Raw genomic sequence first — 26,752 nt, forward strand, 5'->3', positions numbered from 1 at the left:
TGAAATATCCCGAATGTAGTTTTACCCCGAAATTAAAAAAAGTATGAGTGTAATTTATGTATTGTTGGCCATCAGCCTTATCGTTGCGCTCATTTTCTTTGTTGCCTTTATCGTTTCGGTCAAAAGCGGACAGTATGATGACTCTTACACGCCCTCGGTACGCATGCTTTTTGACGACGAACTTGTCAAACCTACCCTTCGGACCGGTACGGACGGAAAATCCCAAGAAAAAGTGCAGAAAAATACCTTGACCCATTTAAAAACAAATAAGAATAATCCAACTGAATAGAAAAGAGACCTCGAGAAAAGAATAGAGATAAAATTGAAGCTAATGACGCATTTCTTTATTCTCTTTTTTCCTTCTTTTAATAACAACCAATACTATGGAAGTACAACAGTTCTATTACGATAACAAGATCGTAAAACAGTTTCTCTACGCAACGATGTTCTGGGGAATCGTGGGGATGTCCGTTGGCCTTATGCTGGCCTTTATGTTCATGTTCCCAAATTACACCGACGGTATATCGTGGTTGAGCTTTGGCCGTTTGCGCCCCTTGCACACCAATGCGGTTATTTTTGCATTCGTAGGCAACGCCATTTTTGCGGGAGTCTACTACTCCACCCAGCGATTGCTCAAAGCCCGTATGTTCAGCGATGCGTTGAGCAAGTTCAATTTTTGGGGCTGGCAGGCAATCATTGTCGCAGCGGCGATCACCTTGCCCTTGGGCTATACGAGCACCAAAGAATATGCGGAATTGGAATGGCCCATAGATATTGCCATTACGTTGGTATGGGTAGCCTTCGGATGGAACTTGATCGGCACTATGCTCAAAAGAAGACAGCGGCATCTATACGTTGCCATTTGGTTCTATCTGGCCACATTTGTAACCGTTGCCGTACTCCATATTTTCAATAGTCTCGCGATTCCGGTGGGTGTGCTGAAAAGTTATTCCGTTTATGCCGGCGTACAGGATGCACTGGTGCAATGGTGGTACGGGCATAACGCGGTGGCTTTCTTTTTGACTACCCCTTTCTTGGGCCTGATGTACTATTTTGTTCCTAAGGCGGCGAACAGACCTGTTTATTCCTATAAACTATCCATCGTACATTTTTGGTCCTTGATCTTTATCTATATCTGGGCCGGGCCACACCACTTGCTGTATTCCGCATTGCCGGAGTGGGCCCAGAATCTGGGTGTCGCTTTTTCCATAATGTTGTTGGCGCCTTCATGGGGCGGTATGATTAACGGCCTGTTGACCCTCCGTGGCGCATGGGACAAGGTGCGTACCGATCCCGTTCTGAAATTTATGGTCGTTGCGATTACAGGTTATGGTATGGCTACTTTCGAAGGCCCCATGCTTTCCCTCAAGAATGTAAATGCCATCGCCCATTTTAGCGATTGGATCATTGCGCACGTACATGTCGGTGCCTTGGCATGGAACGGATTCTTAACCTTTGGGATGATCTATTGGTTGGTCCCGAAAATGACGAAATCAAGATTGTATTCCGTTGGATTGGCGAACTTCCATTTCTGGATCGGTACGTTAGGAATCATCCTATATGCCCTGCCCATGTACGTGGCCGGATTTACTCAGGCTTTAATGTGGAAGGATTTTAATCCGGATGGCACCTTGGTCTACGGTAACTTCCTGGAGACCGTAAACGAAATCATGCCCATGTACTGGATGCGTGCCATCGGTGGCAGTATGTATATTATCGGTGCCTGTGTGATGATTTACAACGTCGTGGTCACCGTTCGTTTGGGAAGCAAAATCGAGGATGAACTCGCCGAAGCCGCTGCATTGACACGAGTATCTAAAAGAAGGACTGCCGGCGAAACTTTCCACACGTGGTTGGAACGTAAGCCGATACAGTTGACCATCTTGGCGACCGTAGCAATTTTGATAGGGGGCATCATTCAAATCGTTCCTACCATTTTAGTCAAGTCGAATATTCCGACCATATCAAGTGTCAAACCCTATTCCCCACTTGAACTTGAGGGTCGGGATATCTACATTCGCGAGGGGTGTGTGAGCTGTCATTCGCAGATGGTACGGCCGTTCCGTAGCGAGGTAGAACGCTATGGGGAATATTCGAAAGCGGGGGAATATGTATATGACCATCCCTTTCTATGGGGCAGTAAGCGTACCGGTCCCGATCTGCATCGCATTGGCGGAAAATATTCCGATAACTGGCACTTGAACCATATGTACGACCCGCAGAGCACCTCATCGGGTTCAATCATGCCCTCGTATTCCTGGTTGATACGCGACAGGCATGATCGCAGTGACGTAGAAGTAAAAATGAAGGCCATGGTTACCCTTGGCGTACCCTATACTGAAGAAGATATTGCAAACGCAGTAGCTTCCATGGCCGAACAGGCGACAAAAATCGAAAAGAACCTGTATACCGACCCCGATTTTGCCAATGGGTATGAAGCGGACAAAAAATATGCCGCCGATAACGGGGAGGAATTCATAGAGATGCGGGACCGTGAAATCGTATCGTTGATCGCCTACCTGCAACGTTTGGGTACAGATATTAAAATAAAGGAAACCGGAGAGGTCATATCGGAAAAGTAGATCGTCGAACTGCAAGAGGTTGCTGGCTAAGCGACTTCCTTGTAGATCAAGGCCGGTATAGGCCCAACTAAACCTTAAACTTCAAAAAAAGATCTCGTAGGCTAACATCTAAAATTTAAAAAATGCTAAAATTCGTAAAGGGATACATGGAAAGTATAGAGGGTGTCGCCACCTATCCCATGATATCGTTGCTGATCTTTTTCGTGTTCTTCGTAATCCTTTTCTGGTGGGTGTTCACCGCCTCAAAAGGGCATATTAAGGAAATGAGCGAAATGCCCTTGGAGGAGGATTAGAAGATAGAGAGTAAAAACCAACTAAAATGCAAAAACATTAAAATATGGAAAATAACAGACTTTGGTGGCTTCGCATTCCCATCGCATTCTTCCTTATATTGGGCCTGATGGAATTCTTCATCGATTCCGGAAACAAGCTGGCCATTCTCGAATATCCGATGGCACAAGCTTTTATGCTGTTCATTCTCTTGCTGATCATCGCTATTGAGTTGATACTGGCGGCCATTGAAAACGTAATGTTCCAAACCCTTTCAGAAGAAGGCAAAGAGCGCTATTTGGCCGCCAAGAACGAAAAATGGGAATGGGAATGGGGCAAAAGAACCTACAGCAAACTTTTGGGTTCAAAGCCAATGGAAGCCGAAGGCGAAATTATCTTGGACCATAATTACGATGGTATTCGTGAGTTGGATAACAAACTGCCGCCTTGGTGGGTATACATGTTCTACGCATCCATCATTTTTGGGGTAGCCTATATGGTGCGCTTTCATGTGTTCAACGACTATGACCAAGTTATGGAATATGAACAGGAAGTGGCCGCTGCCCAGCTCGAAATCGAGGAATACAAAAAAACGGCCAAAGATATGGTAGATGTTAACACGGTAGAACTATTGACCGATGCGTCCGACCTCAGTGCCGGACAAGCCATTTTTGAAACCAACTGCGTCGCTTGTCACATGGCCGACGGGGGTGGTGGTATCGGCCCCAACCTGACCGATGCGAACTGGATCCTGGGCGGCGGAATCAAAAATGTTTTCCATACGATTTCCGAGGGAGGCCGTGACGGTAAAGGTATGGTCGCGTGGAAACAAAATCTTAAACCGTTGGAGATGGCCCAGGTGGCCAGCTACGTGCTTACCTTTGAGGGTACAACTCCCGCAAACCCTAAAGAGCCTCAAGGTGATATTTGGGTGGATGACAATACGGGCCTGCAAGGGGCCGAAGGAGACTGAACGGTATCCGAACAGCACTGGGAGTCGATCTCGATAGTGACCGATTCCACGACCTTGGCATCCCAAAAAAACACGTCCGTGGTGCTTCTCAATGAGGTGGAATTGTTGCAGGCGATATAAGGTATCATTTAAAAAATCCCGGGAATTCCCCGATGGGAATATAGGGCATAATATGGCACAAGACCAAGAGCATTTTAGGGATAGTATCGGCACGGTTGACGAAGAAGGCAAGCGTACTTGGGTGTTTCCCAAAAAACCCAGTGGTAAATTGTATGAATACCGTAAATATGTCAGCTATATGCTGCTGGCCTTTTTGTTCGCGGCCCCGTTCGTGAAAATCAATGGCAACCAGTTCTTGATGTTCAATGTACTGGAACGCCGTTTCAACGTTTTCGGTCTTCCTTTTTGGCCGCAGGATTTTTATCTTTTCGTGGTCCTTATGATTATAGGGGTAGTTTTTATCGCCCTGTTCACGGTAGCCTTCGGGCGTATTTTTTGTGGATGGATGTGCCCCCAGACCATTTTTATGGAAATGGTCTTCCGTAGGATAGAATATTGGATCGACGGCGACCGAGGGGCACAGATCAAATTGGACCGCCAGCCCTGGAACTCCGAAAAAATAAAAAAACGCAGCTTGAAATGGTTCGTATTTTTTATTATTTCGTTTCTCATCGCCAACGTTTTTCTCGCCTACCTTATCGGTAGCGACAGACTGATCCAGTATGTGATGGACGGACCGCTGCAACATTTCAGTATTATGGTCTCGCTCTTAATCTTTACGGCCGTATTCTATTTTGTATTCGCTTGGTTTCGGGAACAGGTCTGTATCATTGCCTGCCCCTACGGTAGAATGCAGAGCGTACTGCTCGACAACAAATCCATCGTGGTGGCCTACGACCATAAACGCGGCGAGGCTGAAAACGGCCGAAAGAAATTCCGTAAAAATGAAGACCGGGAAGCCTTGGGCCATGGCGATTGTATCGATTGCTTTCAATGCGTGAACGTTTGTCCAACAGGTATCGACATTCGTAACGGTACCCAACTGGAATGTGTGAACTGTACCGCCTGTATCGACGAGTGCGATACAATAATGGAAAAGGTAAACCTACCCAAGGGCCTGATTCGGTACGCCAGCGAGGATGAAATCGTAAAAAAGAAAAAATTCGAGTTTACCCCAAGACTCAAAGGTTATACCGCAGTATTGACCATATTGACCGGTCTGTTGATCGGTATGCTCTTTCTGCGCAATGATATCGAGGCCAACATACTTAGACTACCCGGACAATTGTACGAACATAAAGACGGCAACATTATCAGCAATGTCTATACCTATAAATTGGTCAACAAAACCACGAGAGACATCCCCGATGTGCATTTTAAGCTCATTTCGCATAAAGGGAAAATAGATTTGGTACGCCACGGTGATTTCAAGGTACCGGCAGAACAATTGACAGAAGGCACACTGTTCGTAGAAATAAACAACGCCGCACTTAAAACGGATAAGGAAAAATTGAAAATCGGCGTTTACAGCGGCGATGAACTGATTGAAACCACCCATACGATGTTTATGGGGCCGAGGAGTTATAAGTGACCGGCAAGGCGCCATTGAAAGAGCTTTACCTGCAAGGTGATGCCAACACCGGAGGGCTCCTTTAAGGTCAGGTCAATCTAAAGTTAAAAAAAAGACATATCATGAAACTAAACTGGGGAACATCAATAGTCATTGCTTTTGTAGCTTTTATAAGCTTCATTCTTTTCTTCGTTGTACGCATGAACACCGATTATCGCGCCAATCATGACCTCGTCACCGAAGATTATTACAAGGCAACACTCGAATACCAAGAGGAAATCGATGCCGAAGAAAATGCGAATTCAAAGGCACCACTGAAAGTAGAAAAATCTTCAGAAGGGGTACAATTGACCTTTCCGGAAAATTTGAATCTCGAAACAATAAAGGGACTCGTGTCCCTCTACAGACCATCCAACAAAAACTTGGATTTTGAGATACCCATCAGCCTGTCCAATACCCATCTACTCATACCTGCCAGCCGTTTGTTGGATGGGCGTTGGAACATCAAAGTCACTTGGGAATACGAGGGTGAAAAGTATTTACATAAAGAGAGCCTTATGTATTAGACAATTGACCTAGGCTTCAAAGACCATTAAGTCCTCAACCACCGACCGCATATCAAACGTTTTCAATCTAACCTCTAAAATCTCAAAAATGTTTTGGTCCGGCCTCATACTAGGTTTAATGGGAAGCCTTCACTGCGTCGGCATGTGCGGGCCTATTGCCTTTATGCTTCCTGTGGACCAATCAAACAGTCTAAGGAAATTCGGACAGATCTTCATCTACCACTTCGGTCGCCTCATGGCCTATGGCATCATCGGACTTGTGTTCGGCTTGCTCGGCAAAGGGCTCTATGTCTTTGGGATGCAACAAAAGCTGTCCATCGCCATTGGCGTGCTGATGATTCTCGTGGTACTGATTCCCTATAAAACCTTTAACCGGTACAACCTTTCCAAGCCTATTTACAAAGTTATCTCCAAAGTTAAGAACCGGCTGGGCCTAGCACTTAAAAAGAAGTCTCCCGATACGTTTTTGACCATCGGCTTCTTGAACGGATTTCTACCCTGTGGCCTTGTTTACATGGCCCTTTTTGGAGCAATTGCCATGGGCAGTGCGGTCAAAGGCAGTCTTTATATGGTGCTTTTCGGGTTGGGCACCGTCCCTTTAATGACGACCGCCATATACTTTAGTGGATTGCTAAAAGGAGGCATGCGGCAAAAAGTGCAGCGATTGATTCCCGTTTTTGTGGTAGTGGTCGGCGTGCTTTTTATCCTCAGAGGATGGGGACTGGGCATCCCCTATATATCCCCGAAACCTGTTGTTGAAGTGGTATCCAGCCAAATGGAATGCCATGAATGATTTTACGCTCGTAGAAAGCCTTGACCAATGAAAGCCCTTCCCAATGAAATCGTACTTAGACCAAGGTTTCAGCTAAACTTGCCCGATGCTAAGGAAACACTACTTAAGGCCTTCGAAAATTCCGAAAAAAAGCCATTCTTGGTCAACCGCATCGACGACCATGTTTTTATCAAGTTCAATCCCGAAAAGAACCATTTTTGGTCGCCACAACTACATCTTGAAATCAACGATTTGGAAGAGCATTTGGAAGTCAATGAGCAAAAAGGTAGTAAACTCTACGGCATGTTCGGCCCCAACCCCACCCTATGGACGTTTTTCATATTTCTGCATTTCGGAGTCGCCACTATTTTTATAATTTTGGGGATATGGGCGTATTCAAGCGCATCCTTAGACCGGCCATACGGGCTTCAATTGGGCCTCATGGGTATTATGCTGATACTTTGGTCCATTCTGTATGCCTTTGGACGTGCGGGCAGGCATAAAGGAAAACCCCAGATGCAAGAGCTTCATACGTTTATGAACGAAGTTCTTGACCGATAAATTTTAAAAGGAAAGTACCACATGGAAAAAAAAGAACTCAAAAACAGGGACGACGTACAGCTTTTGGTAGACACATTCTACGGAAAAGTCCGTAAGGATAAAGTCCTTGGTCCCATTTTCAACACAATTATAACCGATTGGGAAAGCCACCTGACGTTATTGACTGATTTCTGGGAAACCCAACTTTTCCTCAAACGCAAGTATTACGGAAACCCGGTTACCGCCCATCAAGCAGTAGATGACAAAATGAATCACACAATCACGTCAGAACATTTCGGCCTATGGCTTAATTTGTGGTTCGCGACCATCGATGAGATCTTCGAAGGGGAAACAGCCTGGATCGCCAAGAACCGGGCGCAGAAAATGTCGACCATGTTGTTTATGCAGATCTTTCAGCATCGATCACAGTGAAAATTACTTCGGAAAGGACCTTCGGATAATCGTAGTTCCTTAAAAAAAACTACCGCTTGGTTACCGTGGATCTTATTGAATGATTTTATGCGACCAACCTATCTAAATGGTATCATTATAAACGCTCCTCAATTTCGATTTCGGCTATCTTTTTCATGATTTCCGTAGTTTCACCACTGTTTTTTTTAACGCTGGGGGATGCCGACAGATGCAGTTGCCGCAGCTGTGCACCAAGACGTGCCAATTTCCAAAACACAACTCGTTTGTGGGGACAATGGAATTCAACAGCATCAATCTTTGACAAATCCTTGTATTTCCCGAGAAAGCGCGGTGAATGCAATACCGCATACCTAAAATTTAACAGGTGTTTGGCATTAAAGGTATCCCTATAATCGTCGCGGACTTCGGGACTGTGCGCCATGCATACATTGCCAGCTTCCTCTTTTTCGGATAAAAACGTCATTCTTAATTTTTCTTCGATTTTTCCAATGGCTTCCTTATCCAAGTCAGGGATGCTTCCCAAGACATCCAAAAAAATAGGTCCTTCGGTAGAATCCCTGCTTTTTTTATGTAACGACATTGTGGTTTTGATTTGACATTAGAGCCTATTTAATCTTCCAAATACCCGAACTTCCCTGTATTGAATTCATTGAAGGCTTCGGCCAGCTCTTCCCTGGTGTTCATCACAAAAGGACCTTGCGCCGCAATGGGTTCGTCGATTGGTTCTCCGCTTAAAACCAATACTACCGCATTGTCCGTCGCTTCGACTTCAAAGCTTTCTCCATCATTTGCCATCAATGCTAAATGGTCGGTGGGCACTTCTTCTTTTCCGTTGACCCAAATATGCCCTTCCAGAACAAGAAGCGCCGTATTATAATTGGCAGGAAACCGGAAATCGGCTTTTCCGCCCTTGTTCAACTTGGCATTGAACATATGTAAGGGCGTAAAAGTTGAAGCAGAGCCATTCGTACCTTTATATTCGCCGGCAATGACTTCGATGTTCCCTGCCCCGTTCTGTAGTTCGTAACGGTTGACATCCGCATATTTTATGGCTTGGTATTTAGGGTTACTTTGTTTGTCTTTTGCAGGAAGGTTGACCCATAACTGAACCATTTGAAACTCGCCGCCCTTTTTGCTCCATTCCGCTTCGTGATATTCCTTGTGCAGCACCCCTTTTGCAGCGGTCATCCATTGTACGTCGCCTTCGGATATTACGCCGCCGCCGCCGCTACTATCGTGATGGGCGACCTTGCCTTTATAGGCTATCGTTACGGTTTCAAAACCTTTATGGGGATGAACTCCCACCCCTTTCGGTGTATCGGAAGGCGGAAATGTGTAGGTTGAATTGTAGTCCAATAGTATAAAAGGACTCATTCGTTGCATATCCAGCCGAAATCCGCTGGGAATGAAATTATGTACCCGAAACCCGTCGCCGACAAAATGCGGTGCCCTTGGGCTTGCTACCAGTTCTACAGTTTTTGTTTTCATGATTTTTTATTATTGATAGGAACAAATCTATGACGAAAAAAAAGTATCCGCATTGATGTATGGTAAGAACTACGGCTTAAAATTCTTTTGTGCCAATTCCCGGCGGACACGACTTAAACTTTCCGGGGTGATGCCCAAATAGGATGCGACCATCCATTGGGGCACGCGGAGCATCACATCGGGATAAAGTTTGATAAACTCGAGATACCGCCGTTCCGCCGTTGCCCCCAACAAAAGTGCAATCCTTCTATTCAGGTGACGCACATGGTTGTGCAACAGCCTATCGTTCTTTTTTCTGAAATCGGGACTTAAACCGGAAACCGTATCGATAAAAGCGTTGTCTATCGATATTACCGTGGATTCTTCAATGGCATCGATGCAATAATGGGAAGGTTCGTTGAAGTATACACTTCCCCTGTCGCTTACCAACCCATTTTCCGAGGCGAACTGTAGTATGTTCTCTTTGCCGTCCTCGTTTAGCCCGTATAGGCGGAGCAAACCTTTTTCAACAAAAAATGTCAGGGTGGAAACTTCGCCTTCCCTCAAAAGGAAATCGCCCTTATAGACTTGTTTTGATTTTATAAAGGGCGTCAATTGTGCGACCTGCACATCGGTCATGCCCCAATTATCCCTGAGGTATTTGTTAAAATTCTCGTGCATATTTTCAATTCCCGTATTTTAAAAATGCGTTTTTCTCAGTGGATGACCTACATTAAACTTTCGAAAGAGCACTCCCTTTATGCGCGGCAATATGATCTGATGTATCGCTTTTGATTTCATATTGCGGATCATCTTTACTGGCGTGGTGCGTATAGCCCTTGTAATCAAAATCCGAATGATGGACCTTGATTATTTTGCCGGAAACATGACCGGCCTCCGAGTTCCATTTTACATGGTCACCTACTTTAAAATTTGTCATGATACTTAACTTTTCGATTCTTTTTTCTAACGTATTTCATCACTAATGTAATGCGAAAAATTTTCCGAGGCAAAACATTATTGCGATACTTTTGTCCGAATTAAAAAAATAGTATATTTGTCCAAAATTTCCCCAAAGAATGTTTTCCAAAGCGTGCGAATACGGAATCAAGGCTACCATCTATATCGCCCTGCAATCGTTACAGGGCAGACGGGTGAGCTTAAAGGAAATCGCAGAAAAAGTCGGCTCCCCCACAGCCTTTACAGCTAAAATACTACATCAACTTGCCAAGAACGATATTCTAGATTCTACGAAAGGACCGACAGGGGGGTTTCAAATCGAAAAGAAACGAATAGATGACATAAAATTGGCCGATATCGTCTTTGCCATCGATGGCGAATCAATCTACGAAGGCTGTGGCCTAGGGCTTGACAGGTGCAACGCCAACAAACCCTGCCCGGTACACGATAAGTTCGTGGTCATCCGTGACGAACTGAAACAGATGCTACAAAACACCAGTTTGTTCGAATTAGCAACAGGTTTGGAAGTGGGACTAACCTATTTGAAAAGATAAAATTTCAAAACAATTAAGATAAAATGGGGAAAATATCCAGATTAATGGTTCTTGGGAAATATACATCGGTTTTCTTGATACTGGCTTTGCCGGAATTTGTCATGGCCCAGGCAGAACCCGTATCCTCTGAAAATTGGGTCACTAGCCCGGGAATTATCGGCACCTTGATCTTGATATTCATTGTGCTTTTCGTTGCGGCGATCATCTTCTTGGCCAAACTCAATGCCTACGTCGACAATTTAAGGACGAGGCAAATCGATAAGAAAAAAATGGCCTTCGATGAAGAATTGTTGGCCCTCGAAGAAGGGGAAATAGACGCCATTCTTGACAAACGGAAAAAAGCGTTGAACTACAAACTGACCGGTAACGAACTGGGCGGTAACGAACGGGTGGTGGACGAAAAGGGACTGGTAAACCGGGTAACCCACGAACCGGAGAATCCCATGGTCGACGAAAAGAAAAAAACGCCCCTCGCCATCGAAACTCCCGAACCGCTGAAAAAAATCGTAATCTATTATTTGGGAGCGGCGGTATGTTGGCTCGTATTCGGCACGTTGGTGGGTCAATATCTGGGCATGAAGTTCGTCTGGCCTGAAATGGACAGCGTATCATGGCTGTCCTTTGGCCGGCTTCGTCCCGTACATACGAATGCCGTTTTCTGGGGATGGGCCTCCCTGGCCATGATCGGCCTGGGGTATTTTGTGATCGCACGTACGTCGAATACCAAAATATATAGCTATAAAGCAGCTTGGTGGGCGTTGATCTTGATCAACCTAACGGTAATCTTGGGCACTATTTGCTTGATGGCGGGTATCAACAACGGAGGCGGCGAGTACCGGGAATATATTTGGCCGGTCATGCTGCTTTTCGCCATCGCCCTGGTCATCACGTTCTGGAACTTTTACAAGACCGTGGCCAGCCGAAAAATTTCGGATATCTATGTGTCCAACTGGTACATTCTTGCGGCCTTGATCTGGACGACCGTTTTGGCCATAATCGGATACCTGCCCTTTTATCAGGACGGGCTTGGCGAGACCGTAACGCAAGGCTATTATATGCACCAAGGCGTAGGTATGTGGTTTATGACCTTTACTCTCGGCCTGGTCTATTACTACCTGCCGTCGGCCCTGAACAAGCCCATCTATTCCTATTCGCTTGGCGTACTGGCGTTTTGGACGCAGATGCTGTTCTATACCATGATCGGCACGCACCATTTCGTGTTCAGTCCCCTGCCCTGGTGGTTGCAGACGACCGCCATCGTCTTTAGTGCGGGCATGTTCATTCCCGTGGTCGCAGGCACCACCAACTTTTTGATGACCATGAAAGGCAGTTGGAACCATATTTCCAAAAGTTACGTACTGCCCTTCTTTTTGGTCGGTGTCATTTTCTATTTTGTGGGCTCGACCCAAGGAAGCCTGCAGGCCTTCCGGTTTACGAATTATGTATGGCATTTTACCGATTTTAACGTGGCGCACTCGCACATGACCATGTACGGGATCATCACTTTTATTCTATGGGCCTGTATGTATACCATTTTGCCCAAACTGACGGGCAAGGAACCTCCACAAGTTTTTGTCGGCGCCCATTTTTGGATAGCCTTTCTTGGCCTTTTCGCTTATATGGTTTCCCTAATGGTGGGGGGCACCTACAAGGGATTGAGCTGGATAGACGGGAACGCGTTCATAGAATCGGTCATTTTGATGAAACCCTATTGGGTCTGGCGCGCCATCGGAGGGACCGCGATGTTTATCTCCCATCTTATCTTCGCCTATAATTTTTACTATATGGTGAACAACAAGAAACCGATCGAGAACTTGGATGCTCCCGTGCTCGAACGTGTGAACAATTAAAAACAAAACGGAATGTTCGATTTTCATAAAAATCATAAAATACTGGTCCTTGCTTCCCTTGTAGGCTTTGTGACGTTAAGCTTTATCGTTGCGGTATTCCCCGCCTATCAGATGCAGGATGTGGCACCATTGCCCGACCAAGCCAAATTAACGGACCAAGAACGGGAAGGCTTGCACGTTTATATCAGCCAAGGTTGTGTGACCTGCCATACCCAACAGGTACGGAACATCGAAATGGACAATGTCTGGGGAGATCGCCCCTCCATCCCATCCGATTATTATTACAGCAAGCAACGGATAGACGTTTGGCGGCAATCGCCCTCCCTTTTGGGCAGCGAGCGCACCGGGCCCGACCTGACCAATATCGGCAAAAGGCAATCCAGTCCGGATTGGCATTTGCTGCACCTGTACAATCCAAGGTCGGTGGTCGGGGCATCGGTAATGCCTTCGTATCCTTGGCTTTTCGATGTGGTAGATAGTAGTTCGGTAAAAGAAGAAGATGTGGTCGTCAACCTACCCGAGAATTTTGCCGGGCCATCGGGCACAACGGTGATAGCCAAAGACGAGGCGCTCCAATTGGTGGCCTATCTGAAATCCTTAAAACAAACCGAACTGCCCGATGGCCAAGTCGAAAAGTTTATTCCCGCATTGAAAAAAATACAGACCGAAGGAATGGAAGGTGGCACCAAAAGCACGGGGCCCGATGGCGGTAATCTTTACCAACAGGTCTGCGCGGTCTGTCATCAAGCCGATGGCACAGGGGTCGCCGGTGCGTTTCCACCCTTGGCGGGAAGCCCTATTGTCAACAACGAGGATCCCGAAATGATGATCAAGATCATCTTGCAGGGCTACGATGCCCGCAGCGAATATGCCGTGATGCAGCCCTTCGCCGACCAACTCTCCGATGTCGAGATTGCGGCCATTGCGACCCACGAACGAAGTAGTTGGGGCAACGACGCACCCGAAGTAAAAGAAGAGGACGTTAAGAAAATACGGGATTTTGTGGAGCAGGAAGCAATGCAATAAATTATCTAAAATGAAAACACGTACCATCTTATTCGCCCTTTTTATTTTGGCGTATCAGCCTGCCCTATTGGCTTGTGACCTCTGTAAAAAGAACCAGCCTAAAGGTTTGGAGAACATTACACACGGCGCGGGACCTTCGGGCAACTGGGATTTCGTAATTATCTGGTCGGCCGTAATTCTGGTGTCATTAACCCTGTTTTTCAGCGTCAAATATTTGATACGTCCCAAAGAAAACAATCCCAGCCATATCAAGAACATCGTATGGGACAAAAATTTCAGCGAGCATGGAGGATAATAGAATCGTAAAAGTTTATCTGGATGACGAGCCCAAACCGTTCGCGGAGTTTTCGCCGCCGGTCAAGTTCGTACTCGATACCACCAAAATTCCCGATGGCAAGCATACGCTGAAAATCGTTGCCCGATCTTCGAGCAATGTCGAAGGGGTGCGCACCATCCCTTTTGAAGTACGCAATGGTCCTGAGATTTCAGTGGTCGGGCTAAAGAAAAACGAGGTAGTCGATACACAAATTCCCATAACCATAAATGCATATGGTAGCGAAACCAAGGATTCGTTCGTAATCAAGGGATCAGAGACCCCACAGGCCATTCCCGCATGGGTCTGGGCCTTGATTATATCGTTCGTTGGCTTTGCGATGTTCTATGTCATTATGTACTGGAAGCCTGAACTGTATAAATCATTTTTTTGATGACGGAGTGAAGATGGTCTAAATAACTTGCCTTCGTAAGCCCCACCACTTGCAAATTCGGATTTTTGTCTCTTTTTTCACGTTGTCGGCTTGAAAATTTTAGACCGTAGCCATGGCTCTACTTAAATTTTGTCCTTGGTAAAGTAAAGGGTAGATTATTCAAAATACCCAATTACTTCATGGTGGGAAATAGGCCTCAAACTTTTTAAAACCTAGAGAATGTCCGATACCGGGGAGAAGATCAAAAAGAAATATGAAAAACTGGGAGAAAACCCCGAAACCTATCTTGAGGGTCTTCTTCACGCTAAGCCTATCAATTATTGGGATTACATTGAGGTCGACACCTTGCTCTCCCTTCAAAGGCCCAGAACCCATTTTAAAGACGAGACCATCTTTATTATGTACCATCAGGTAACGGAGCTGTTGCTGAAAATGATGCGCCACGAACTGGAACAGATTGTGGAAGAGGAAAAGGTTACCGAAAAGTTCTTATTTACCAAATTAGGCAGGTTGAACCGCTATACCACTATGCTGATCACTTCTTTCGATATCATGAAGGACGGTATGGACTATGATGATTATAACGAATTCAGGAAAACCTTGACTCCCGCAAGCGGCTTCCAAAGCGCCCAGTTCCGCTATATCGAAATTCTTTGCACCCGTCTGGAAAACCTCATCAACAATGCAGGCAAAAAAAGGCTACCCTCCCACCCCACCGTGGAACAGTATTTCGAACAGATGTATTGGAAAGATGCAGGCCTAGATCGCAAAACGGGCACAAAGACCCTGACGATGCAGCAGTTCGAAAAAAAATATCTGGATAGTTTTATCGGTCTGGCCCAAAAAGTACAGGGTAAAACTCTTGAGAATAAAGTGCTGGAAATACAGAATCCATCCAAAGAACTTACTGAAAAACTAAAGGAATTCGACCGCCTGTACAATATCGAATGGCCTCTCGTACACCTACGCACCGCGGACCATTATCTGAATAGCAAGGGCGAGAATAAAGCCGCAACCGGCGGTTCGCACTGGAAAAAATACCTACATCCGAAATACCAGCAACGCAAATTCTTTCCGACGCTTTGGTCGGAAGCCGAGAAACGGAATTGGGGAGCATCGGAGTAGGCCGTTTATGCGGTATGGCATTTTTTTTGTGCAAGCGGACGCTGTTTGCCATTACGTAGCTATTTTATTGGCAGTGTAATCTTAAGCCACATTTTTTTGTAGCCATCCTTTTATTAGATTTGATATGAAATGCCCTATGCCAACGAAGGTTCTAGGGATAAGCTATTTCAATCGATTTTTATTTCGGATGTTTTTGTCCGAATTAAAAATATTTGCTATCTTTGTTTCAGATTCAGAAAGACAGAGTTGCATTTTGCGATATTATTATCCGAATATCATTTGTTATCAGTGCGAATTTGAAAATAAGTAAATTCCAATAATAAGAAAAATCATGGAAGTATTGAACAAACCCGAATTGATCCGTTTAGCAATGGGCGATTCAATGAAAACAATTCTGGTAAAGGGTCTGGCCGGAATGACAATGCCCCCGCACCACAGTACTAAAGAAGCCGTTATCGTGGTACAGGAAGGCCAGGCCCTCTTGAAAATGCCCGAGAGCGAACACCTTCTAAAAGAGGGGTCTACCTTTATAATTCCCGCAGGAAAAGAACACACCTTAACTATTCAAACGGATTTTAAGGCCATAGCGATTATGGCTACCGATTCACAAATCAATTTTATTTAGAAATACCATGGAAGAAACTATGCAACAAACCATTGGCCAGATGGTAGCGGAAGATTATCGAAAGGCCCAAGTATTCAAAAATCACAAGATAGACTTTTGCTGTAAGGGAAACCGCAGTCTCGCCGAAGTGGCCGAAAAGAATAACTTGAAAATCGACGATCTGTTAAAGGAACTGGAAGCGGTACAGGAGGAAGAAAACAACGATACCACCGACTTTAAATCATGGCCGTTAGATCTGCTCGCCGATTACATCGAAAAGAAGCACCATCGCTATGTTGAAGAACGCATACCCGTGTTGAAACAATATCTTACCAAGCTCTGTAAGGTTCACGGTAATGATCATCCGGAACTTTTGAAAATACAGGAGCATTTCGAATTGTCCGCCGGAGAACTGACCATGCACATGAAAAAAGAGGAACTGGTGCTCTTCCCTTGGATTCGTAAAATGGTGAAATCCGAACAAAACAACGAGTCCATTGGCGAACCACGTTTCGGTACCGTGCGCAACCCCATACAGACCATGATGCAGGAACACGAGAATGAAGGTGAACGATTTCGACATATTGCCCGGTTAAGCGATGATTATACGCCACCTAATGACGCCTGCAGTACCTATCGGGTAAGCTTTGCACTGTTACGGGAATTTGAGGAAGACTTGCATCGACACATCCATTTAGAGAACAATATCCTATTTCCTAAAGCAGAGGTACTGGAATCGAAACTGAACGCTTGACCCGAATCGCCAATCCAACCTTTGCGCGGATACCTATTATCCGCAACCTAATCTTCAAATAAGATTTACCTGCCTACGTGCTGATCTTATTTGATGATTAGGTTTCTAAACAAATAAGCAGATTAAAATGTATACCATGGACAAAGACCCCTATAAGCTAAGAAAGAAGTTATCGGTTTCTGGAAAAAACTTGGGCTACTATAGCCTTTCCGAACTTGAAAAACAGGGGCATGGAATAAGCAAACTTCCGTTCTCCATCCGCATTTTATTGGAAAATGCGTTGCGGAACTACGATGGTTTTGCCGTGACCAAAGAAAATATTGAAACTATTTTAAACTGGCGGCCCGAGGCCTCGGACAAGGACATTCCCTTTAAACCCGCCCGAGTGCTGATGCAAGATTTCACTGGAGTTCCTGCCGTGGTTGATATAGCGGCGCTCCGCGCCGAAACGGCCCGAAAAGGAAAAAATCCCGAAAAAATCAATCCCTTGGTGCCAGTTGACCTTGTCATCGACCATTCCGTACAAGTAGATTATTTCGGTACGGCCTATTCCTACGATCGCAATATGGAAGAGGAATACAAGCGGAACAAAGAACGCTACCAGTTTCTGAAATGGGCGCAAAAGTCCTTTACCGATTTTAGGGTAGTGCCACCGGGAATGGGCATCTGCCATCAGGTCAATCTGGAATATTTCTCCAAAGGGGTCATCGAAAGAAACGGCGAGCTCTTTCCCGACACCTTGGTAGGTACCGACAGCCATACGCCCATGGTCAACGGCATCGGGGTGGTAGCCTGGGGCGTTGGGGGTATAGAGGCCGAGGCGGCAATCTTGGGGCAGCCGCTCTATTTTATCATGCCCGAGGTCATCGGTTTGAAACTTATCGGAAAACTACCCTTGGGTTCCACCGCCACCGATCTGGTGTTGACCATCGCCAATCTGTTACGTAAACAAGGGGTTGTCGGTAAATTCGTTGAAGTCTTCGGTCCCGGGCTCGACCATCTTTCGGTACCCGACAGGGCGACGATCGGCAATATGTCACCAGAATTCGGATGTACCATTACCTATTTTCCCATCGACGACAAGACATTGGAATATATGCGAAAAAGCAATCGTTCCGAAGAACAGATCGAACTCGTGGAAAGGTACTGCAAGGCGAATATGCTCTGGCGGGAAAATGAGGAAGATATTACCTACACCTCGGTTCTCGAACTTGACGTATCGACCATCGAGCCCACAGTGGCCGGCCCCAAACGCCCTCAAGACAAGATACTTTTAAAGGATTTCAAACCCAAGTTCATAGACCTGCTGGGCAAATCCTTCGGTCGGGAATATATCGAACAGAAAGACCGTGAAACGTTACGTTCAGAGACAAGATGGAAAGATGAGGGAGGCAATCAGCCCGTACACGAACCCGCAAAAACGCAACGGAAAGGCACGGTCGAAACCAAGGAAAAAGACGGACTCAAGACCGTTTGGATCGATAGGGACGATACCACCTTTATGCTCTCCGATGGTTCGGTGGTCATCGCCGCGATTACGTCGTGCACCAATACCTCCAACCCTTTCGTCATGATCGGGGCGGGTCTGGTGGCACAAAAGGCCCGCGAACATGGTATCGACGTAAAACCCTGGGTAAAAACCTCCCTGGCCCCGGGTTCCAAGGTGGTTACCGATTATTTAGAAAAGGCCGATCTGATGAAAGATCTTGAAGCCCTTCAGTTCCACCTGGTTGGCTACGGTTGCACTTCGTGTATCGGTAATTCCGGTCCCTTGCCCCCTGCGATCGCAAAGGCGGTCGACGAGCACGAATTGGTGGTCGCCTCCGTACTTTCGGGCAACCGTAACTTTGAGGCCCGGGTGCATCCTCAGGTAAAAATGAACTTTTTGATGTCGCCCATGTTGGTGGTCGCCTACGCCTTGGCCGGCAGGGTCGATATCGATTTGATCAACGATCCCATTAGCTATGATAAGAACCTGCAGCCCGTTTACCTAAAGGATATTTGGCCCACGGACGCCGAGATCAATGAAATTCTGGCCCGCGTACTTTCCCCCAAGGACTTTGCGAAGAATTACGGCGAAATCTTCGAGGGCAACGAGATATGGAGGAACCTGGAAATTCCCGAAGGACAATTATACCAATGGGACGAGAATTCCACCTATATCAAGGAAATCCCATTTTTCCGCGATATTTCGGCCGAGGCACCGCCTTTAAAAGATATTAGTAATGCCCGCGCCCTATTGGTGCTCGGCGACAGCATTACCACCGATCATATTTCGCCTGCGGGATCTTTCAATGAATATTCATCCGCTGGGAAATACTTGATCGAACAAGGCGTAGACAAGAAAGATTTCAACTCCTACGGAAGTCGCCGCGGCAACGATGAAGTGATGGTACGCGGCACTTTTGCGAACGTGCGCATCAAAAACAAACTCGCCGATAAAGAGGGCGGCTACACCCGCTATTTTCCTACGGGAGAGGAGCTATCCGTTTTTGATGCTTCCGTAAAATACCGGAATGACGAAATCCCATTAGTGGTGTTGACCGGCAAGGAATACGGCAGCGGATCTTCCAGGGATTGGGCGGCAAAAGGCACTTTGCTCTTGGGAATCAAATGCGTACTGGCAGAAAGTTACGAACGCATCCACCGAAGCAACCTAGTAGGCGTTGGCGTGCTTCCCCTGCAATATAAAGAGGGGGACAGCGCCGAAAAATTGGGGGTCGATGGCAAGGAAATTTTTACAATAATCGGTATATCCAACGACATTAAACCCCTAAAGGAAGTTCAGGTTACCGCCAAGAAAGAATCGGGCGAAGAAATTCAATTCGATGTCATTGCCCGGCTCGATTCCCTGATAGAAATCGAATATTACCGCAACGGGGGCATATTGCAATACGTACTCCGACAGTTTTTAGAAAAGGAAAATCAGTAAAACCTGGGAGCGTTGTATTAAACAGGTTCTAAGAAATTTTAAGGTATAAATCAAAAACATAACTAATGAAAACAGCATCATTAAGTAAGAACGTTGAATACCACGAAAGTCGACCCACACTACAGGTTTTACTGGAATCGGAAACCGGAAAGGAAATTAGGATCGCGTTTAAGGAAGGTCAAATAATGAAGCAACATAAAACACCCTTTCCCATTGTCGTAGAAATATTTGAAGGAAGCATCGATTTTGGGGTCAACGGAGAGGTACATACCCTAAATAAAGGAGACCTGATTGCGCTGGAAGGCAATGTGCCCCATGACCTTACAGCCTTAAAGGACAGTATCGTGAGGCTAAGCTTAAATAGTGCGGACACGGTTAAACGGGTAGAAGACGTAGCAAAAAATTCCCAAAGATAATTGGATGGAGGAGATAAAAACAAAGAGAATTTACGAAGACCCGTCCGATGATGATGGCTACCGTATTCTGGTAGATCGCATCTGGCCTAGGGGCGTGTCGAAAGAAGATGCTAAACTCGACGATTGGAACAAAAATATCGCTCCCTCTGATAAACTGAGAAAATGGTTCGATCATGATCCGGACAAGTTCGATGAATTTGCCAAAAAATATCGCAAAGAGCTGGACGACAAAAAGGAAGATTTGACAGCAATCCGAAAAAAAGCAGAAAAACAAAAGGTCACGGTGCTGTTCGGGGCGAAAGATACCGAACACAATCAAGCCGTAGTATTACAAAAAGTGCTGAAGTTATAAAACCCGTATGCTAATTATCCAAAATGGTCGCATCATCCAATACGTCTTTTGCGGCATCACGGCGTTTAAAACTAATTTTATAGCTACAACCATCTAAGGATTTTCTGCCAAAGGCTGACATAAAACCCACGATCACATGTTGCGGCATTTTAGCTTAGCTTAAACCCAGGTTGGGAAACAAAATAGGAAACCTAAATACTGAAAAGATGGATCTCATTGAAAATTTGGCACACTTTTTTAAAAAGCCGAAAAAGGAGACCGAAGGCATGACGCCCGAAGGAACATGTCCTATCTGCTGGGGCTATCAGCAATACGACGCCAAGATACGCCAGATGTTCAAGGACAAACAAATAGATGTCAACAACCATCGCGACCATTATATGAAGGTCCAAAAATTTATGGTCGAATATATTGACGGAATACATTTAAAACAAGGTGAGATCAGGGAATGCCCGACCTGTGGTCATCAAGAGCCACTGAAAGACGATTTAAGGTGCGAACCACTAGAAAAACCAATGAATAACATGGAAACAAAAAAGCCGATCAAAAGAAATAGAGACCTTCAAGCACTCAGTCGCGATCACCACCATAGCTTATTGCTTAGTTGGAAAATCAGAACGGGCTTTTCAAAAGGAGTGGCAGCAGATAGGATCAAACACTATATAGACTGGTTTTTTGAACACCATATCCAACCTCATTTTGAAATGGAAGAAAAGTACCTCTTTCCCATTTTGGGAAACGATAACGAACTGGTTAAAAAAGCCTTGGCGGAACATCGTAGGCTGAGTAGGCTTTTTAACGATACCGACGATATCGAGAAATCTCTCAGTTTGATCGAGGAAGAACTGGAAAAACATATCCGCTTTGAGGAACGGATACTTTTTAACGAAATTCAAAAAGTAGCTTCCAAAGCGCAATTACAATTAATTTCAAAAATACATACCGATGAAAAATTCAGCGACAATACCGATGACGAATTCTGGAAATAAAAGTAAAATCAATGGGTTTATGAAAATGTACGATAATTTGTTGGCCGAATTTAAAAGGGAACAAACGGGTTACGCCTCGATTGCCATCATACCGCAAAGCTGCATCGGAGCTGTAGCGGCAATGATGCTATTATTGAGCGGTTTAACTCCGACCAACCTGATATTGTTATTTATGGTTACCATGTTCTGCATGGCTTATAATGGTGCAGTTTTGGCACAACTAAAATCCAAGACTACGTTTAATCTATTGATACTGAGCGTAGTTTTCAGTTGCATCGTTATCATTGCCCATTTATTTTGAACCACGGAAAAAGCCGTTTCAAATTAGGTTACAATGGCCCTTAAAACCTACAGCCTTACGTATTTCAACGAGTTCAGCGAAGAATGCGACGCCACTTTCAAGACCAACGAATACCATAGCCTGATGGAGCTGCTCTTCGATAAATACATCGAAGATTGGGGCGAATGCAAAGGCCGGGCATGGTGCGGCACATGTCACATACAAATTATTGAGGGTAGCGTTTCCGAAAAAATGGGTGTTGATGAAAAAAACACCCTTTCTAAAATCCGCAATACTTCCGAAAAAAGTCGCTTGGCCTGTCAGATTCCGGTGAATAGCGAGTTGAACGGGGTTATTTTCAGGATATTGAAGGATGATCAGGTTTGACCGCCCCTCCAACTGAAGGCCAGCATTAAAAGTAAACTCAAAGGAATCAGGGAACTTCCTATCGCCAAAGCTTCAAAATAGCCTTTGAAAATAGGGAGGCTTTGCCACGCCGCCAATCCCTTATAGAAAATCAATAGTTCAGTAATCACAAATCCTGTGAAGTAAAACACATAGGCTTTGCTGGAAATCCGCATCAGTTTAAACCAATCCAAAAAGAAAAACAGGGCGATGGTGACCACCCCCAGAAATGTCCAATGCAAATATCCGATGGTAAAGTCGAGAAAGGTTGCGGCCAAGTTGGCAAAATAAGGAAAGGCCGTAAGCAACTGCAATACCATTTTTACGAACAACAGTACCGCCACTGTTTGTAATAGGTTCCATTGCCATTTTGAGAATATGGTCTTCATTCTTCCCCTAAGCGGAAATAAAAACCAAAGCAACAAAATCAGGGCAAAAAGCTGAAGAACTCCTCCCACCCCACCGATAATATACACTAGTATCGGGGGTTTTGTAAACAGCGTCGATAAAAAAGCGGACAGGATTATCCCTGTATTAAGACTCCAAAACAACTTTTTGAAACTACTTTTTGAAGGCTTGATCTGGCGGTGTTCAAGCAGATGCAAAAACAAGCCGAACAAGGCCATAATCATCCATCCATTATAGAGGAAATGCAGATAAAAATAGATGGCTAAACGGTACCAAATCGATTCAGATCCCAAAAGACTGATGACCGCACCCAACGCCCAAGGCCCCAAACTGGAAAGTACCAAATACCAAAGTGCGGCCGTAATGCAGGCATAGGCGTTCGTTTTTTTAAATTCACGCATGCCGTGCTTCCTAAAAAACCAAAAGAACCAGTATGAGGCAAACAAGAAAAGCGTTGAAAAAACGATGGAAAAAAGCGCATAACCGGTAAATGGAAAAGTTAAAAGCATTCCCACAAGACTCAGCTGTGTAAACCAAAAAATGCGTCGGTACTTCTTGTCCTTCAACGGACTTGCTACGAACAGCTTATAAATCAAAGTTGTCAAAGCGATATAAACCCAACCCAAAAGGGCTATATGTGAGTGGGTATGGACGATAAACTTATAGTTGACAGGAATTTCGATGGATGCATACGATCTCAATACCAAACCCAGCAATGCCGCCATCAAAAAATAGGCGAAAGCCGTTCTAATATGTAGTTTTAAATCTATCATTTTGCCACCGCAATTTAAATAAACAAAGGGACATAGCACTTTCAATTTGGTGTGTTAAAACCCATCGGCAACTATTTAAGACAAACCTAACAAATATCAAATTCTAAGGAGATTTTTGTTCTGAATTTTGTAACTGAAAATTGCAAAAATTCAGCATGCACCCGACCCTGATAACAGCGTTGCTGATTTTTCTATTAGAACACGCGGGAATCGCATATTACGAAGCACTTTTCACGAGTTCCACAAAAGTGTTCAAATCTTCTAAAGCGAGAATTCTATATGATTTTCTTTTTGGTAAGGATCCTTTGGAAGCATTGGTCCTGGAAATTGAAGGACTTGAAATTGCCACAACATGAGAATAGAACATGACAAGTGTCATGTTTTGGAATAAATGGCTATGCTACCTTTAACCATTATAAAGGATAAAAAATGTCCTTTTATGTTTGAAAACAACCAAAATCCATACCAAAATGAAATCCAATCGACTTAAATCAGCAGCAATGCTATTCACGGCAGCCTTGGTGCTATTTCTTTCGTCCTGTAAGGATAACAATGAAAACAAGGAAATCGCAAGTGTCGACATACCGGCCACGGTAGAAATGAAGGCCACATTAACCTCGCCACCCCACGTACCGCCCCCTACGGGAAAAAGAAAGGCCAAAAAGCTGATCGTCGATATGGAAATCCTCGAAAAGGAAGGCGAAATGACCAATGGGGTCAAATATATGTATTGGACCTTTGGTGGTACGGTGCCCGGAAGTTTTATCCGTACCAAGGTCGGCGATGAGGTGGAATTCCACCTCAAAAACCATCCCGACAATAAATTACCGCACAACATCGACCTTCATGCCGTAACCGGTCCAGGAGGTGGAGCGGAATCTTCTTTTGTCGCTCCTGGACATGAAAAAGTGTTCTCCTTTAAGGTGCTAAATCCGGGACTCTTTGTATACCATTGTGCCACTGCTCCCGTGGGAATGCATATTGCCAATGGCATGTACGGCCTGATCTTGGTGGAGCCCGAAGCTGGTCTACCCGATGTGGACAAAGAATATTATGTAATGCAAGGTGATTTTTATACGAAGGGCAATTACGGAGATCGCGGCCTTCAACCCTTCGACATGCAGAAAGCGATCGATGAAGATGCCGATTACATAGTCTTTAACGGAAAGGTCGGCGCCCTAACCGGCGATAACGCCATTACGGCCAATGTGGGAGAAACCGTTCGCCTCTATGTGGGCAACGGTGGCCCCAACCTGGTATCTTCCTTTCATGTAATCGGGGAAATCTTTGATCGGGTGCACATTGAAGGAGGAAACAGCATTAACGAAAACGTGCAAACTACTTTGATACCCGCCGGTGGTGCAGCTATCGTTGAATTCAAAGTAGAGGTGCCAGGCACATTTATTTTGGTCGACCACTCCATTTTCAGGGCCTTCAACAAAGGTGCCCTTGGAATGTTGAAAGTGCAGGGCGATGAAAACAAGAACATCTATTCCGGCGAATTGCGAGATGACATCTATTTACCGGAAGGTGGCGGCATTCAGAGTATGCCCAGTATAGCGGAAGGATTGGAATCCGAAATTCCCGCCAAATCGATGGCCGAAATGCTGGAATTCGGCAAGCAAACCTACATGCAGACCTGTTTCGCCTGCCACCAGGGCGAGGGCCAAGGAGTACCGAACGCTTTCCCGCCCTTGGCAAAATCCGATTACCTGAATGCCGATCCCGAAAGGGCGATAGGTATCGTTCTTCACGGTAAAACCGGCGAAATTACCGTCAACGGGGAGAAATATAACAGCGTTATGACCGCCCAGACCTTATCCGACGATGAGATTGCCAACGTGCTGACCTACGTTTATAACAGCTGGGGCAATTCCAAAAAAGAAGTGACGCCGGCGATGGTAAAATCCGTCCGGGCCGAAAAATAAAATAGCAACTATGGATTCCTTCCTCAAAATCATACTTATTTCGCTATGCATTGCCATTTTTCAACCGGTCTTTGCACAGGATGATATGGCCATGGTCCGGGGAGGAACCTACATTCCCCTTTACGGTGTGGATTCCACGGCCGTAACCATCGATGATTTTTCGATGGATGTCTATCCGGTAACCAACGCCGATTATCTGGAATTTGTCCAGGAATTCCCGCAATGGCAAAAAAGCAAGGTCAAACCGCTGTTCGCCGATGGCAGTTATTTAAACGCTTGGGAGAGCGACCTTTCGTACCCAAACCGGTTTTCGGCCGATGCCCCGGTAACGAACGTTTCGTGGTTCGCCGCCAAAAAATACTGCGAATGCCAAGGAAAAAGGCTGCCCACCATCGATGAATGGGAATTTGCGGCGATGGCCGATGAAAAAACCGCCGATGCCAGAAAGAAGGAATCCTATAACCAAAAGATATTAGACTGGTACGAGGCTCCCAAAACCTTCAACAACGAAATCGGCTCTACCTTTAAAAACTATTGGGGCATCTATGACCTGCACGGCTTGGTCTGGGAGTGGACGATGGATTTCAACTCCGTTTTGATCTCGGGGGAATCGAGAAAAGACGTGGACAAAGACAGTAATCTGTTCTGTGGAAGTGCGGCCGTCGGGGCATCGGACCTGATGAACTATGCTGCCTTTATGCGCTACGCCTTTAGGGGCAGCATGAAGGCCAACTATTCCGTAAAGAACCTGGGATTCCGTTGTGCCAAGGACATCCCTAAAATCTAAATTGAAATGAAAAAAATAACCTACATCCTGTTCCTCATTTTGCCTGTGGCCAATTTATCCTCTTGCTATACCAAAAAGAAAAACGACCTCGCTATGGTCGAATATCAATGCCCCATGAAATGTGAAGGGGACAAGATTTTCGCCGAACCGGGCACGTGCTTGGTCTGCAGAATGGATTTACAGCCTGTAGAAACAAAAATCGAGGAAACCGATGAAATTTCAGGCCTATCAATCTACAACCTGCCCTCAAAGTGGACGACCCAGAACAATTCACAGATCGAGCTCAAGACACTCAAGGGCGAAGTAGTCGTCATGGTCATGATATATACCTCTTGCCAAGCGGCCTGCCCAAGGTTGGTGGCCGATATGCGGGGCATCGAAAAACAGATTCCCGAAGCCCAAAAAAATAAAGTGAAATTCGTATTGGTCAGTATCGACCCTGAAACCGATACCCCCGAACGGCTCAAGGAATTCTCCATTGAAAATGAACTGGATTCCAATCAATGGGTCTTACTTCGGGGTTCCGAAATGGACACCCGTGAATTTGCCGCCGTGCTGGCGGTAAACTACAAACAGATTTCCCCGATGGATTTTTCGCACTCTAACATCATCAGCGTTTTCGATGAAAAAGGTGAATTGGCCTACCAAAAAGAAGGGCTTGGAGTGAACCACAAGGCGACGGTCTCAAAAATTTTGGAATTAGTGAACTAAAAAGTATTAAATAACCAAC

The 26,752-nt window shown here is 45.3% G+C and carries 32 protein-coding genes; 26 read left to right on the forward strand and 6 right to left on the reverse strand.

Annotation, left to right across the window (positions count from 1 at the left end; genetic code table 11):
• Positions 1-43 precede the first annotated feature (43 nt).
• From ccoS to BLT07_RS10835, 9 genes are all read left to right on the forward strand, one after another.
• Complete coding sequence (gene ccoS / locus BLT07_RS10795) at positions 44-289, forward strand: cbb3-type cytochrome oxidase assembly protein CcoS (RefSeq protein WP_091868563.1); 246 nt, start codon at positions 44-46, stop codon at positions 287-289.
• A 94-nt stretch (positions 290-383) separates the two neighbouring features.
• Positions 384-2,582, forward strand: coding sequence for a cytochrome-c oxidase, cbb3-type subunit I (gene ccoN, locus BLT07_RS10800; protein ID WP_091868565.1), 2,199 nt, complete (start codon positions 384-386; stop codon positions 2,580-2,582).
• Between the two features lie 122 nt (positions 2,583-2,704).
• The gene (locus tag BLT07_RS10805) at positions 2,705-2,875 is read left to right on the forward strand and encodes a CcoQ/FixQ family Cbb3-type cytochrome c oxidase assembly chaperone (RefSeq protein WP_091868566.1); all 171 of its coding nucleotides are present in this window, start codon (positions 2,705-2,707) and stop codon (positions 2,873-2,875) included.
• Between the two features lie 44 nt (positions 2,876-2,919).
• On the forward strand, positions 2,920-3,825 hold the full coding sequence (locus tag BLT07_RS10810; protein WP_091868568.1) for a cbb3-type cytochrome c oxidase N-terminal domain-containing protein: 906 nt from the start codon (positions 2,920-2,922) through the stop codon (positions 3,823-3,825).
• A 172-nt stretch (positions 3,826-3,997) separates the two neighbouring features.
• Positions 3,998-5,416, forward strand: coding sequence for a cytochrome c oxidase accessory protein CcoG (gene ccoG / locus BLT07_RS10815; RefSeq protein ID WP_091868980.1), 1,419 nt, complete (start codon positions 3,998-4,000; stop codon positions 5,414-5,416).
• A gap of 101 nt (positions 5,417-5,517) precedes the next feature.
• Complete coding sequence (locus tag BLT07_RS10820) at positions 5,518-5,961, forward strand: FixH family protein (protein ID WP_091868570.1); 444 nt, start codon at positions 5,518-5,520, stop codon at positions 5,959-5,961.
• A gap of 88 nt (positions 5,962-6,049) precedes the next feature.
• The gene (locus tag BLT07_RS10825; RefSeq protein ID WP_091868572.1) at positions 6,050-6,754 is read left to right on the forward strand and encodes a sulfite exporter TauE/SafE family protein; all 705 of its coding nucleotides are present in this window, start codon (positions 6,050-6,052) and stop codon (positions 6,752-6,754) included.
• 27 nt (positions 6,755-6,781) lie between these two features.
• Complete coding sequence (locus BLT07_RS10830; protein WP_175455318.1) at positions 6,782-7,294, forward strand: GTP-binding protein; 513 nt, start codon at positions 6,782-6,784, stop codon at positions 7,292-7,294.
• A 21-nt stretch (positions 7,295-7,315) separates the two neighbouring features.
• The gene (locus BLT07_RS10835; protein WP_091868574.1) at positions 7,316-7,705 is read left to right on the forward strand and encodes a group III truncated hemoglobin; all 390 of its coding nucleotides are present in this window, start codon (positions 7,316-7,318) and stop codon (positions 7,703-7,705) included.
• Between the two features lie 115 nt (positions 7,706-7,820).
• On the opposite strand, the gene BLT07_RS10840 is transcribed toward BLT07_RS10835, so the two are convergent.
• From BLT07_RS10840 to BLT07_RS10855, 4 genes are all read right to left on the reverse strand, one after another.
• A complete protein-coding gene (locus BLT07_RS10840) occupies positions 7,821-8,285 on the reverse strand; it encodes a type ISP restriction/modification enzyme (RefSeq protein WP_091868577.1) in 465 nt (154 codons plus the stop codon).
• A 29-nt stretch (positions 8,286-8,314) separates the two neighbouring features.
• On the reverse strand, positions 8,315-9,193 hold the full coding sequence (locus BLT07_RS10845; RefSeq protein WP_091868579.1) for a pirin family protein: 879 nt from the start codon (positions 9,191-9,193) through the stop codon (positions 8,315-8,317).
• A gap of 69 nt (positions 9,194-9,262) precedes the next feature.
• Entirely contained in the window at positions 9,263-9,853 is a 591-nt protein-coding gene (locus tag BLT07_RS10850; protein WP_091868581.1) for a Crp/Fnr family transcriptional regulator, read from the reverse strand.
• A gap of 52 nt (positions 9,854-9,905) precedes the next feature.
• Positions 9,906-10,112 carry a hypervirulence associated TUDOR domain-containing protein gene (locus tag BLT07_RS10855; RefSeq protein WP_091868583.1) on the reverse strand — a complete coding sequence of 69 codons (207 nt, stop codon included), beginning with the start codon at positions 10,110-10,112 and terminating at the stop codon, positions 9,906-9,908.
• A 139-nt stretch (positions 10,113-10,251) separates the two neighbouring features.
• On the opposite strand from BLT07_RS10855, the gene BLT07_RS10860 reads away from it, so the two are divergent.
• The 11 genes from BLT07_RS10860 to BLT07_RS10910 all read left to right on the forward strand — a co-directional run bounded on the left by BLT07_RS10860 (position 10,252) and on the right by BLT07_RS10910 (position 20,452).
• Positions 10,252-10,686 (forward strand): RrF2 family transcriptional regulator, encoded by a 435-nt coding sequence (locus BLT07_RS10860; RefSeq protein ID WP_091868585.1) that lies wholly within the window; start codon positions 10,252-10,254, stop codon positions 10,684-10,686.
• A 101-nt stretch (positions 10,687-10,787) separates the two neighbouring features.
• Positions 10,788-12,536 carry a cbb3-type cytochrome c oxidase subunit I gene (locus tag BLT07_RS10865; RefSeq protein WP_245726530.1) on the forward strand — a complete coding sequence of 583 codons (1,749 nt, stop codon included), beginning with the start codon at positions 10,788-10,790 and terminating at the stop codon, positions 12,534-12,536.
• A 12-nt stretch (positions 12,537-12,548) separates the two neighbouring features.
• Complete coding sequence (locus BLT07_RS10870; protein ID WP_091868587.1) at positions 12,549-13,562, forward strand: cbb3-type cytochrome c oxidase subunit II; 1,014 nt, start codon at positions 12,549-12,551, stop codon at positions 13,560-13,562.
• Between the two features lie 10 nt (positions 13,563-13,572).
• Positions 13,573-13,857, forward strand: coding sequence for a hypothetical protein (locus BLT07_RS10875; RefSeq protein WP_091868589.1), 285 nt, complete (start codon positions 13,573-13,575; stop codon positions 13,855-13,857).
• Positions 13,847-14,269 carry a cytochrome C gene (locus BLT07_RS10880; RefSeq protein ID WP_091868591.1) on the forward strand — a complete coding sequence of 141 codons (423 nt, stop codon included), beginning with the start codon at positions 13,847-13,849 and terminating at the stop codon, positions 14,267-14,269. The genes BLT07_RS10875 and BLT07_RS10880 overlap by 11 nt, the downstream gene beginning before the upstream one ends.
• Positions 14,270-14,488: 219 nt before the next feature.
• Positions 14,489-15,394 (forward strand): tryptophan 2,3-dioxygenase family protein, encoded by a 906-nt coding sequence (locus BLT07_RS10885; protein ID WP_091868593.1) that lies wholly within the window; start codon positions 14,489-14,491, stop codon positions 15,392-15,394.
• 331 nt (positions 15,395-15,725) lie between these two features.
• On the forward strand, positions 15,726-16,019 hold the full coding sequence (locus BLT07_RS10890) for a cupin domain-containing protein (protein ID WP_091868594.1): 294 nt from the start codon (positions 15,726-15,728) through the stop codon (positions 16,017-16,019).
• Between the two features lie 7 nt (positions 16,020-16,026).
• A complete protein-coding gene (ric, locus tag BLT07_RS10895; protein ID WP_091868596.1) occupies positions 16,027-16,752 on the forward strand; it encodes an iron-sulfur cluster repair di-iron protein in 726 nt (241 codons plus the stop codon).
• A gap of 136 nt (positions 16,753-16,888) precedes the next feature.
• Positions 16,889-19,684 carry an aconitate hydratase AcnA gene (gene acnA / locus BLT07_RS10900; RefSeq protein WP_091868986.1) on the forward strand — a complete coding sequence of 932 codons (2,796 nt, stop codon included), beginning with the start codon at positions 16,889-16,891 and terminating at the stop codon, positions 19,682-19,684.
• A gap of 65 nt (positions 19,685-19,749) precedes the next feature.
• Complete coding sequence (locus tag BLT07_RS10905) at positions 19,750-20,100, forward strand: cupin domain-containing protein (protein WP_091868598.1); 351 nt, start codon at positions 19,750-19,752, stop codon at positions 20,098-20,100.
• Positions 20,101-20,104: 4 nt separating this feature from the next.
• Positions 20,105-20,452 (forward strand): DUF488 domain-containing protein, encoded by a 348-nt coding sequence (locus BLT07_RS10910; protein WP_091868600.1) that lies wholly within the window; start codon positions 20,105-20,107, stop codon positions 20,450-20,452.
• A 10-nt stretch (positions 20,453-20,462) separates the two neighbouring features.
• On the opposite strand, the gene BLT07_RS21020 is transcribed toward BLT07_RS10910, so the two are convergent.
• Complete coding sequence (locus tag BLT07_RS21020) at positions 20,463-20,600, reverse strand: hypothetical protein (RefSeq protein WP_175455319.1); 138 nt, start codon at positions 20,598-20,600, stop codon at positions 20,463-20,465.
• Between the two features lie 58 nt (positions 20,601-20,658).
• On the opposite strand from BLT07_RS21020, the gene BLT07_RS21630 reads away from it, so the two are divergent.
• From BLT07_RS21630 to BLT07_RS10930, 3 genes are read left to right on the forward strand one after another with little or no spacing between them, the layout of a single operon-like run.
• Positions 20,659-21,441 (forward strand): hemerythrin domain-containing protein, encoded by a 783-nt coding sequence (locus BLT07_RS21630; protein ID WP_317040751.1) that lies wholly within the window; start codon positions 20,659-20,661, stop codon positions 21,439-21,441.
• A 19-nt stretch (positions 21,442-21,460) separates the two neighbouring features.
• Positions 21,461-21,742, forward strand: coding sequence for a hypothetical protein (locus BLT07_RS10925; RefSeq protein ID WP_245726517.1), 282 nt, complete (start codon positions 21,461-21,463; stop codon positions 21,740-21,742).
• Between the two features lie 33 nt (positions 21,743-21,775).
• A complete protein-coding gene (locus tag BLT07_RS10930) occupies positions 21,776-22,108 on the forward strand; it encodes a 2Fe-2S iron-sulfur cluster-binding protein (protein ID WP_091868604.1) in 333 nt (110 codons plus the stop codon).
• On the opposite strand, the gene BLT07_RS10935 is transcribed toward BLT07_RS10930, so the two are convergent.
• On the reverse strand, positions 22,099-23,307 hold the full coding sequence (locus tag BLT07_RS10935; RefSeq protein WP_091868606.1) for a hypothetical protein: 1,209 nt from the start codon (positions 23,305-23,307) through the stop codon (positions 22,099-22,101). The genes BLT07_RS10930 and BLT07_RS10935 overlap by 10 nt on opposite strands.
• Before the next feature lie 470 nt (positions 23,308-23,777).
• Between BLT07_RS10935 and nirK the strand changes: the two genes are divergently transcribed.
• From nirK to BLT07_RS10955, 3 genes are read left to right on the forward strand one after another with little or no spacing between them, the layout of a single operon-like run.
• Positions 23,778-25,235, forward strand: coding sequence for a copper-containing nitrite reductase (nirK, locus tag BLT07_RS10945; protein WP_091868610.1), 1,458 nt, complete (start codon positions 23,778-23,780; stop codon positions 25,233-25,235).
• A 10-nt stretch (positions 25,236-25,245) separates the two neighbouring features.
• Positions 25,246-26,022: a formylglycine-generating enzyme family protein gene (locus BLT07_RS10950; protein ID WP_245726518.1), complete on the forward strand. Its 777-nt coding sequence runs from the start codon at positions 25,246-25,248 to the stop codon at positions 26,020-26,022.
• Positions 26,023-26,028: 6 nt separating this feature from the next.
• Positions 26,029-26,733, forward strand: coding sequence for an SCO family protein (locus tag BLT07_RS10955; RefSeq protein WP_091868612.1), 705 nt, complete (start codon positions 26,029-26,031; stop codon positions 26,731-26,733).
• Positions 26,734-26,752: the final 19 nt, after the last annotated feature.

Source organism: Pricia antarctica (assembly GCF_900101815.1).
In the GTDB taxonomy this organism is placed as follows: Bacteria; Bacteroidota; Bacteroidia; order Flavobacteriales; family Flavobacteriaceae; genus Pricia; species Pricia antarctica.

Excerpts from the sequence above, each read along its gene's own strand:
- ccoS (WP_091868563.1), top strand. The coding sequence starts at position 44 with ATGAGTGTAATTTATGTATTGTTGGCCATCAGCCTTATCGTTGCGCTC.
- ccoN (WP_091868565.1), top strand. The coding sequence starts at position 384 with ATGGAAGTACAACAGTTCTATTACGATAACAAGATCGTAAAACAGTTT.
- BLT07_RS10805 (WP_091868566.1), top strand. The coding sequence starts at position 2,705 with ATGCTAAAATTCGTAAAGGGATACATGGAAAGTATAGAGGGTGTCGCC.
- BLT07_RS10810 (WP_091868568.1), top strand. The coding sequence starts at position 2,920 with ATGGAAAATAACAGACTTTGGTGGCTTCGCATTCCCATCGCATTCTTC.
- ccoG (WP_091868980.1), top strand. The coding sequence starts at position 3,998 with ATGGCACAAGACCAAGAGCATTTTAGGGATAGTATCGGCACGGTTGAC.
- BLT07_RS10820 (WP_091868570.1), top strand. The coding sequence starts at position 5,518 with ATGAAACTAAACTGGGGAACATCAATAGTCATTGCTTTTGTAGCTTTT.
- BLT07_RS10825 (WP_091868572.1), top strand. The coding sequence starts at position 6,050 with ATGTTTTGGTCCGGCCTCATACTAGGTTTAATGGGAAGCCTTCACTGC.
- BLT07_RS10830 (WP_175455318.1), top strand. The coding sequence starts at position 6,782 with ATGAAAGCCCTTCCCAATGAAATCGTACTTAGACCAAGGTTTCAGCTA.
- BLT07_RS10835 (WP_091868574.1), top strand. The coding sequence starts at position 7,316 with ATGGAAAAAAAAGAACTCAAAAACAGGGACGACGTACAGCTTTTGGTA.
- BLT07_RS10840 (WP_091868577.1), bottom strand. The coding sequence starts at position 8,285 with ATGTCGTTACATAAAAAAAGCAGGGATTCTACCGAAGGACCTATTTTT.
- BLT07_RS10845 (WP_091868579.1), bottom strand. The coding sequence starts at position 9,193 with ATGAAAACAAAAACTGTAGAACTGGTAGCAAGCCCAAGGGCACCGCAT.
- BLT07_RS10850 (WP_091868581.1), bottom strand. The coding sequence starts at position 9,853 with ATGCACGAGAATTTTAACAAATACCTCAGGGATAATTGGGGCATGACC.
- BLT07_RS10855 (WP_091868583.1), bottom strand. The coding sequence starts at position 10,112 with ATGACAAATTTTAAAGTAGGTGACCATGTAAAATGGAACTCGGAGGCC.
- BLT07_RS10860 (WP_091868585.1), top strand. The coding sequence starts at position 10,252 with ATGTTTTCCAAAGCGTGCGAATACGGAATCAAGGCTACCATCTATATC.
- BLT07_RS10865 (WP_245726530.1), top strand. The coding sequence starts at position 10,788 with ATGGCCCAGGCAGAACCCGTATCCTCTGAAAATTGGGTCACTAGCCCG.
- BLT07_RS10870 (WP_091868587.1), top strand. The coding sequence starts at position 12,549 with ATGTTCGATTTTCATAAAAATCATAAAATACTGGTCCTTGCTTCCCTT.
- BLT07_RS10875 (WP_091868589.1), top strand. The coding sequence starts at position 13,573 with ATGAAAACACGTACCATCTTATTCGCCCTTTTTATTTTGGCGTATCAG.
- BLT07_RS10880 (WP_091868591.1), top strand. The coding sequence starts at position 13,847 with ATGGAGGATAATAGAATCGTAAAAGTTTATCTGGATGACGAGCCCAAA.
- BLT07_RS10885 (WP_091868593.1), top strand. The coding sequence starts at position 14,489 with ATGTCCGATACCGGGGAGAAGATCAAAAAGAAATATGAAAAACTGGGA.
- BLT07_RS10890 (WP_091868594.1), top strand. The coding sequence starts at position 15,726 with ATGGAAGTATTGAACAAACCCGAATTGATCCGTTTAGCAATGGGCGAT.
- ric (WP_091868596.1), top strand. The coding sequence starts at position 16,027 with ATGGAAGAAACTATGCAACAAACCATTGGCCAGATGGTAGCGGAAGAT.
- acnA (WP_091868986.1), top strand. The coding sequence starts at position 16,889 with ATGGACAAAGACCCCTATAAGCTAAGAAAGAAGTTATCGGTTTCTGGA.
- BLT07_RS10905 (WP_091868598.1), top strand. The coding sequence starts at position 19,750 with ATGAAAACAGCATCATTAAGTAAGAACGTTGAATACCACGAAAGTCGA.
- BLT07_RS10910 (WP_091868600.1), top strand. The coding sequence starts at position 20,105 with ATGGAGGAGATAAAAACAAAGAGAATTTACGAAGACCCGTCCGATGAT.
- BLT07_RS21020 (WP_175455319.1), bottom strand. The coding sequence starts at position 20,600 with ATGCCGCAACATGTGATCGTGGGTTTTATGTCAGCCTTTGGCAGAAAA.
- BLT07_RS21630 (WP_317040751.1), top strand. The coding sequence starts at position 20,659 with ATGGATCTCATTGAAAATTTGGCACACTTTTTTAAAAAGCCGAAAAAG.
- BLT07_RS10925 (WP_245726517.1), top strand. The coding sequence starts at position 21,461 with ATGAAAATGTACGATAATTTGTTGGCCGAATTTAAAAGGGAACAAACG.
- BLT07_RS10930 (WP_091868604.1), top strand. The coding sequence starts at position 21,776 with ATGGCCCTTAAAACCTACAGCCTTACGTATTTCAACGAGTTCAGCGAA.
- BLT07_RS10935 (WP_091868606.1), bottom strand. The coding sequence starts at position 23,307 with ATGATAGATTTAAAACTACATATTAGAACGGCTTTCGCCTATTTTTTG.
- nirK (WP_091868610.1), top strand. The coding sequence starts at position 23,778 with ATGAAATCCAATCGACTTAAATCAGCAGCAATGCTATTCACGGCAGCC.
- BLT07_RS10950 (WP_245726518.1), top strand. The coding sequence starts at position 25,246 with ATGGATTCCTTCCTCAAAATCATACTTATTTCGCTATGCATTGCCATT.
- BLT07_RS10955 (WP_091868612.1), top strand. The coding sequence starts at position 26,029 with ATGAAAAAAATAACCTACATCCTGTTCCTCATTTTGCCTGTGGCCAAT.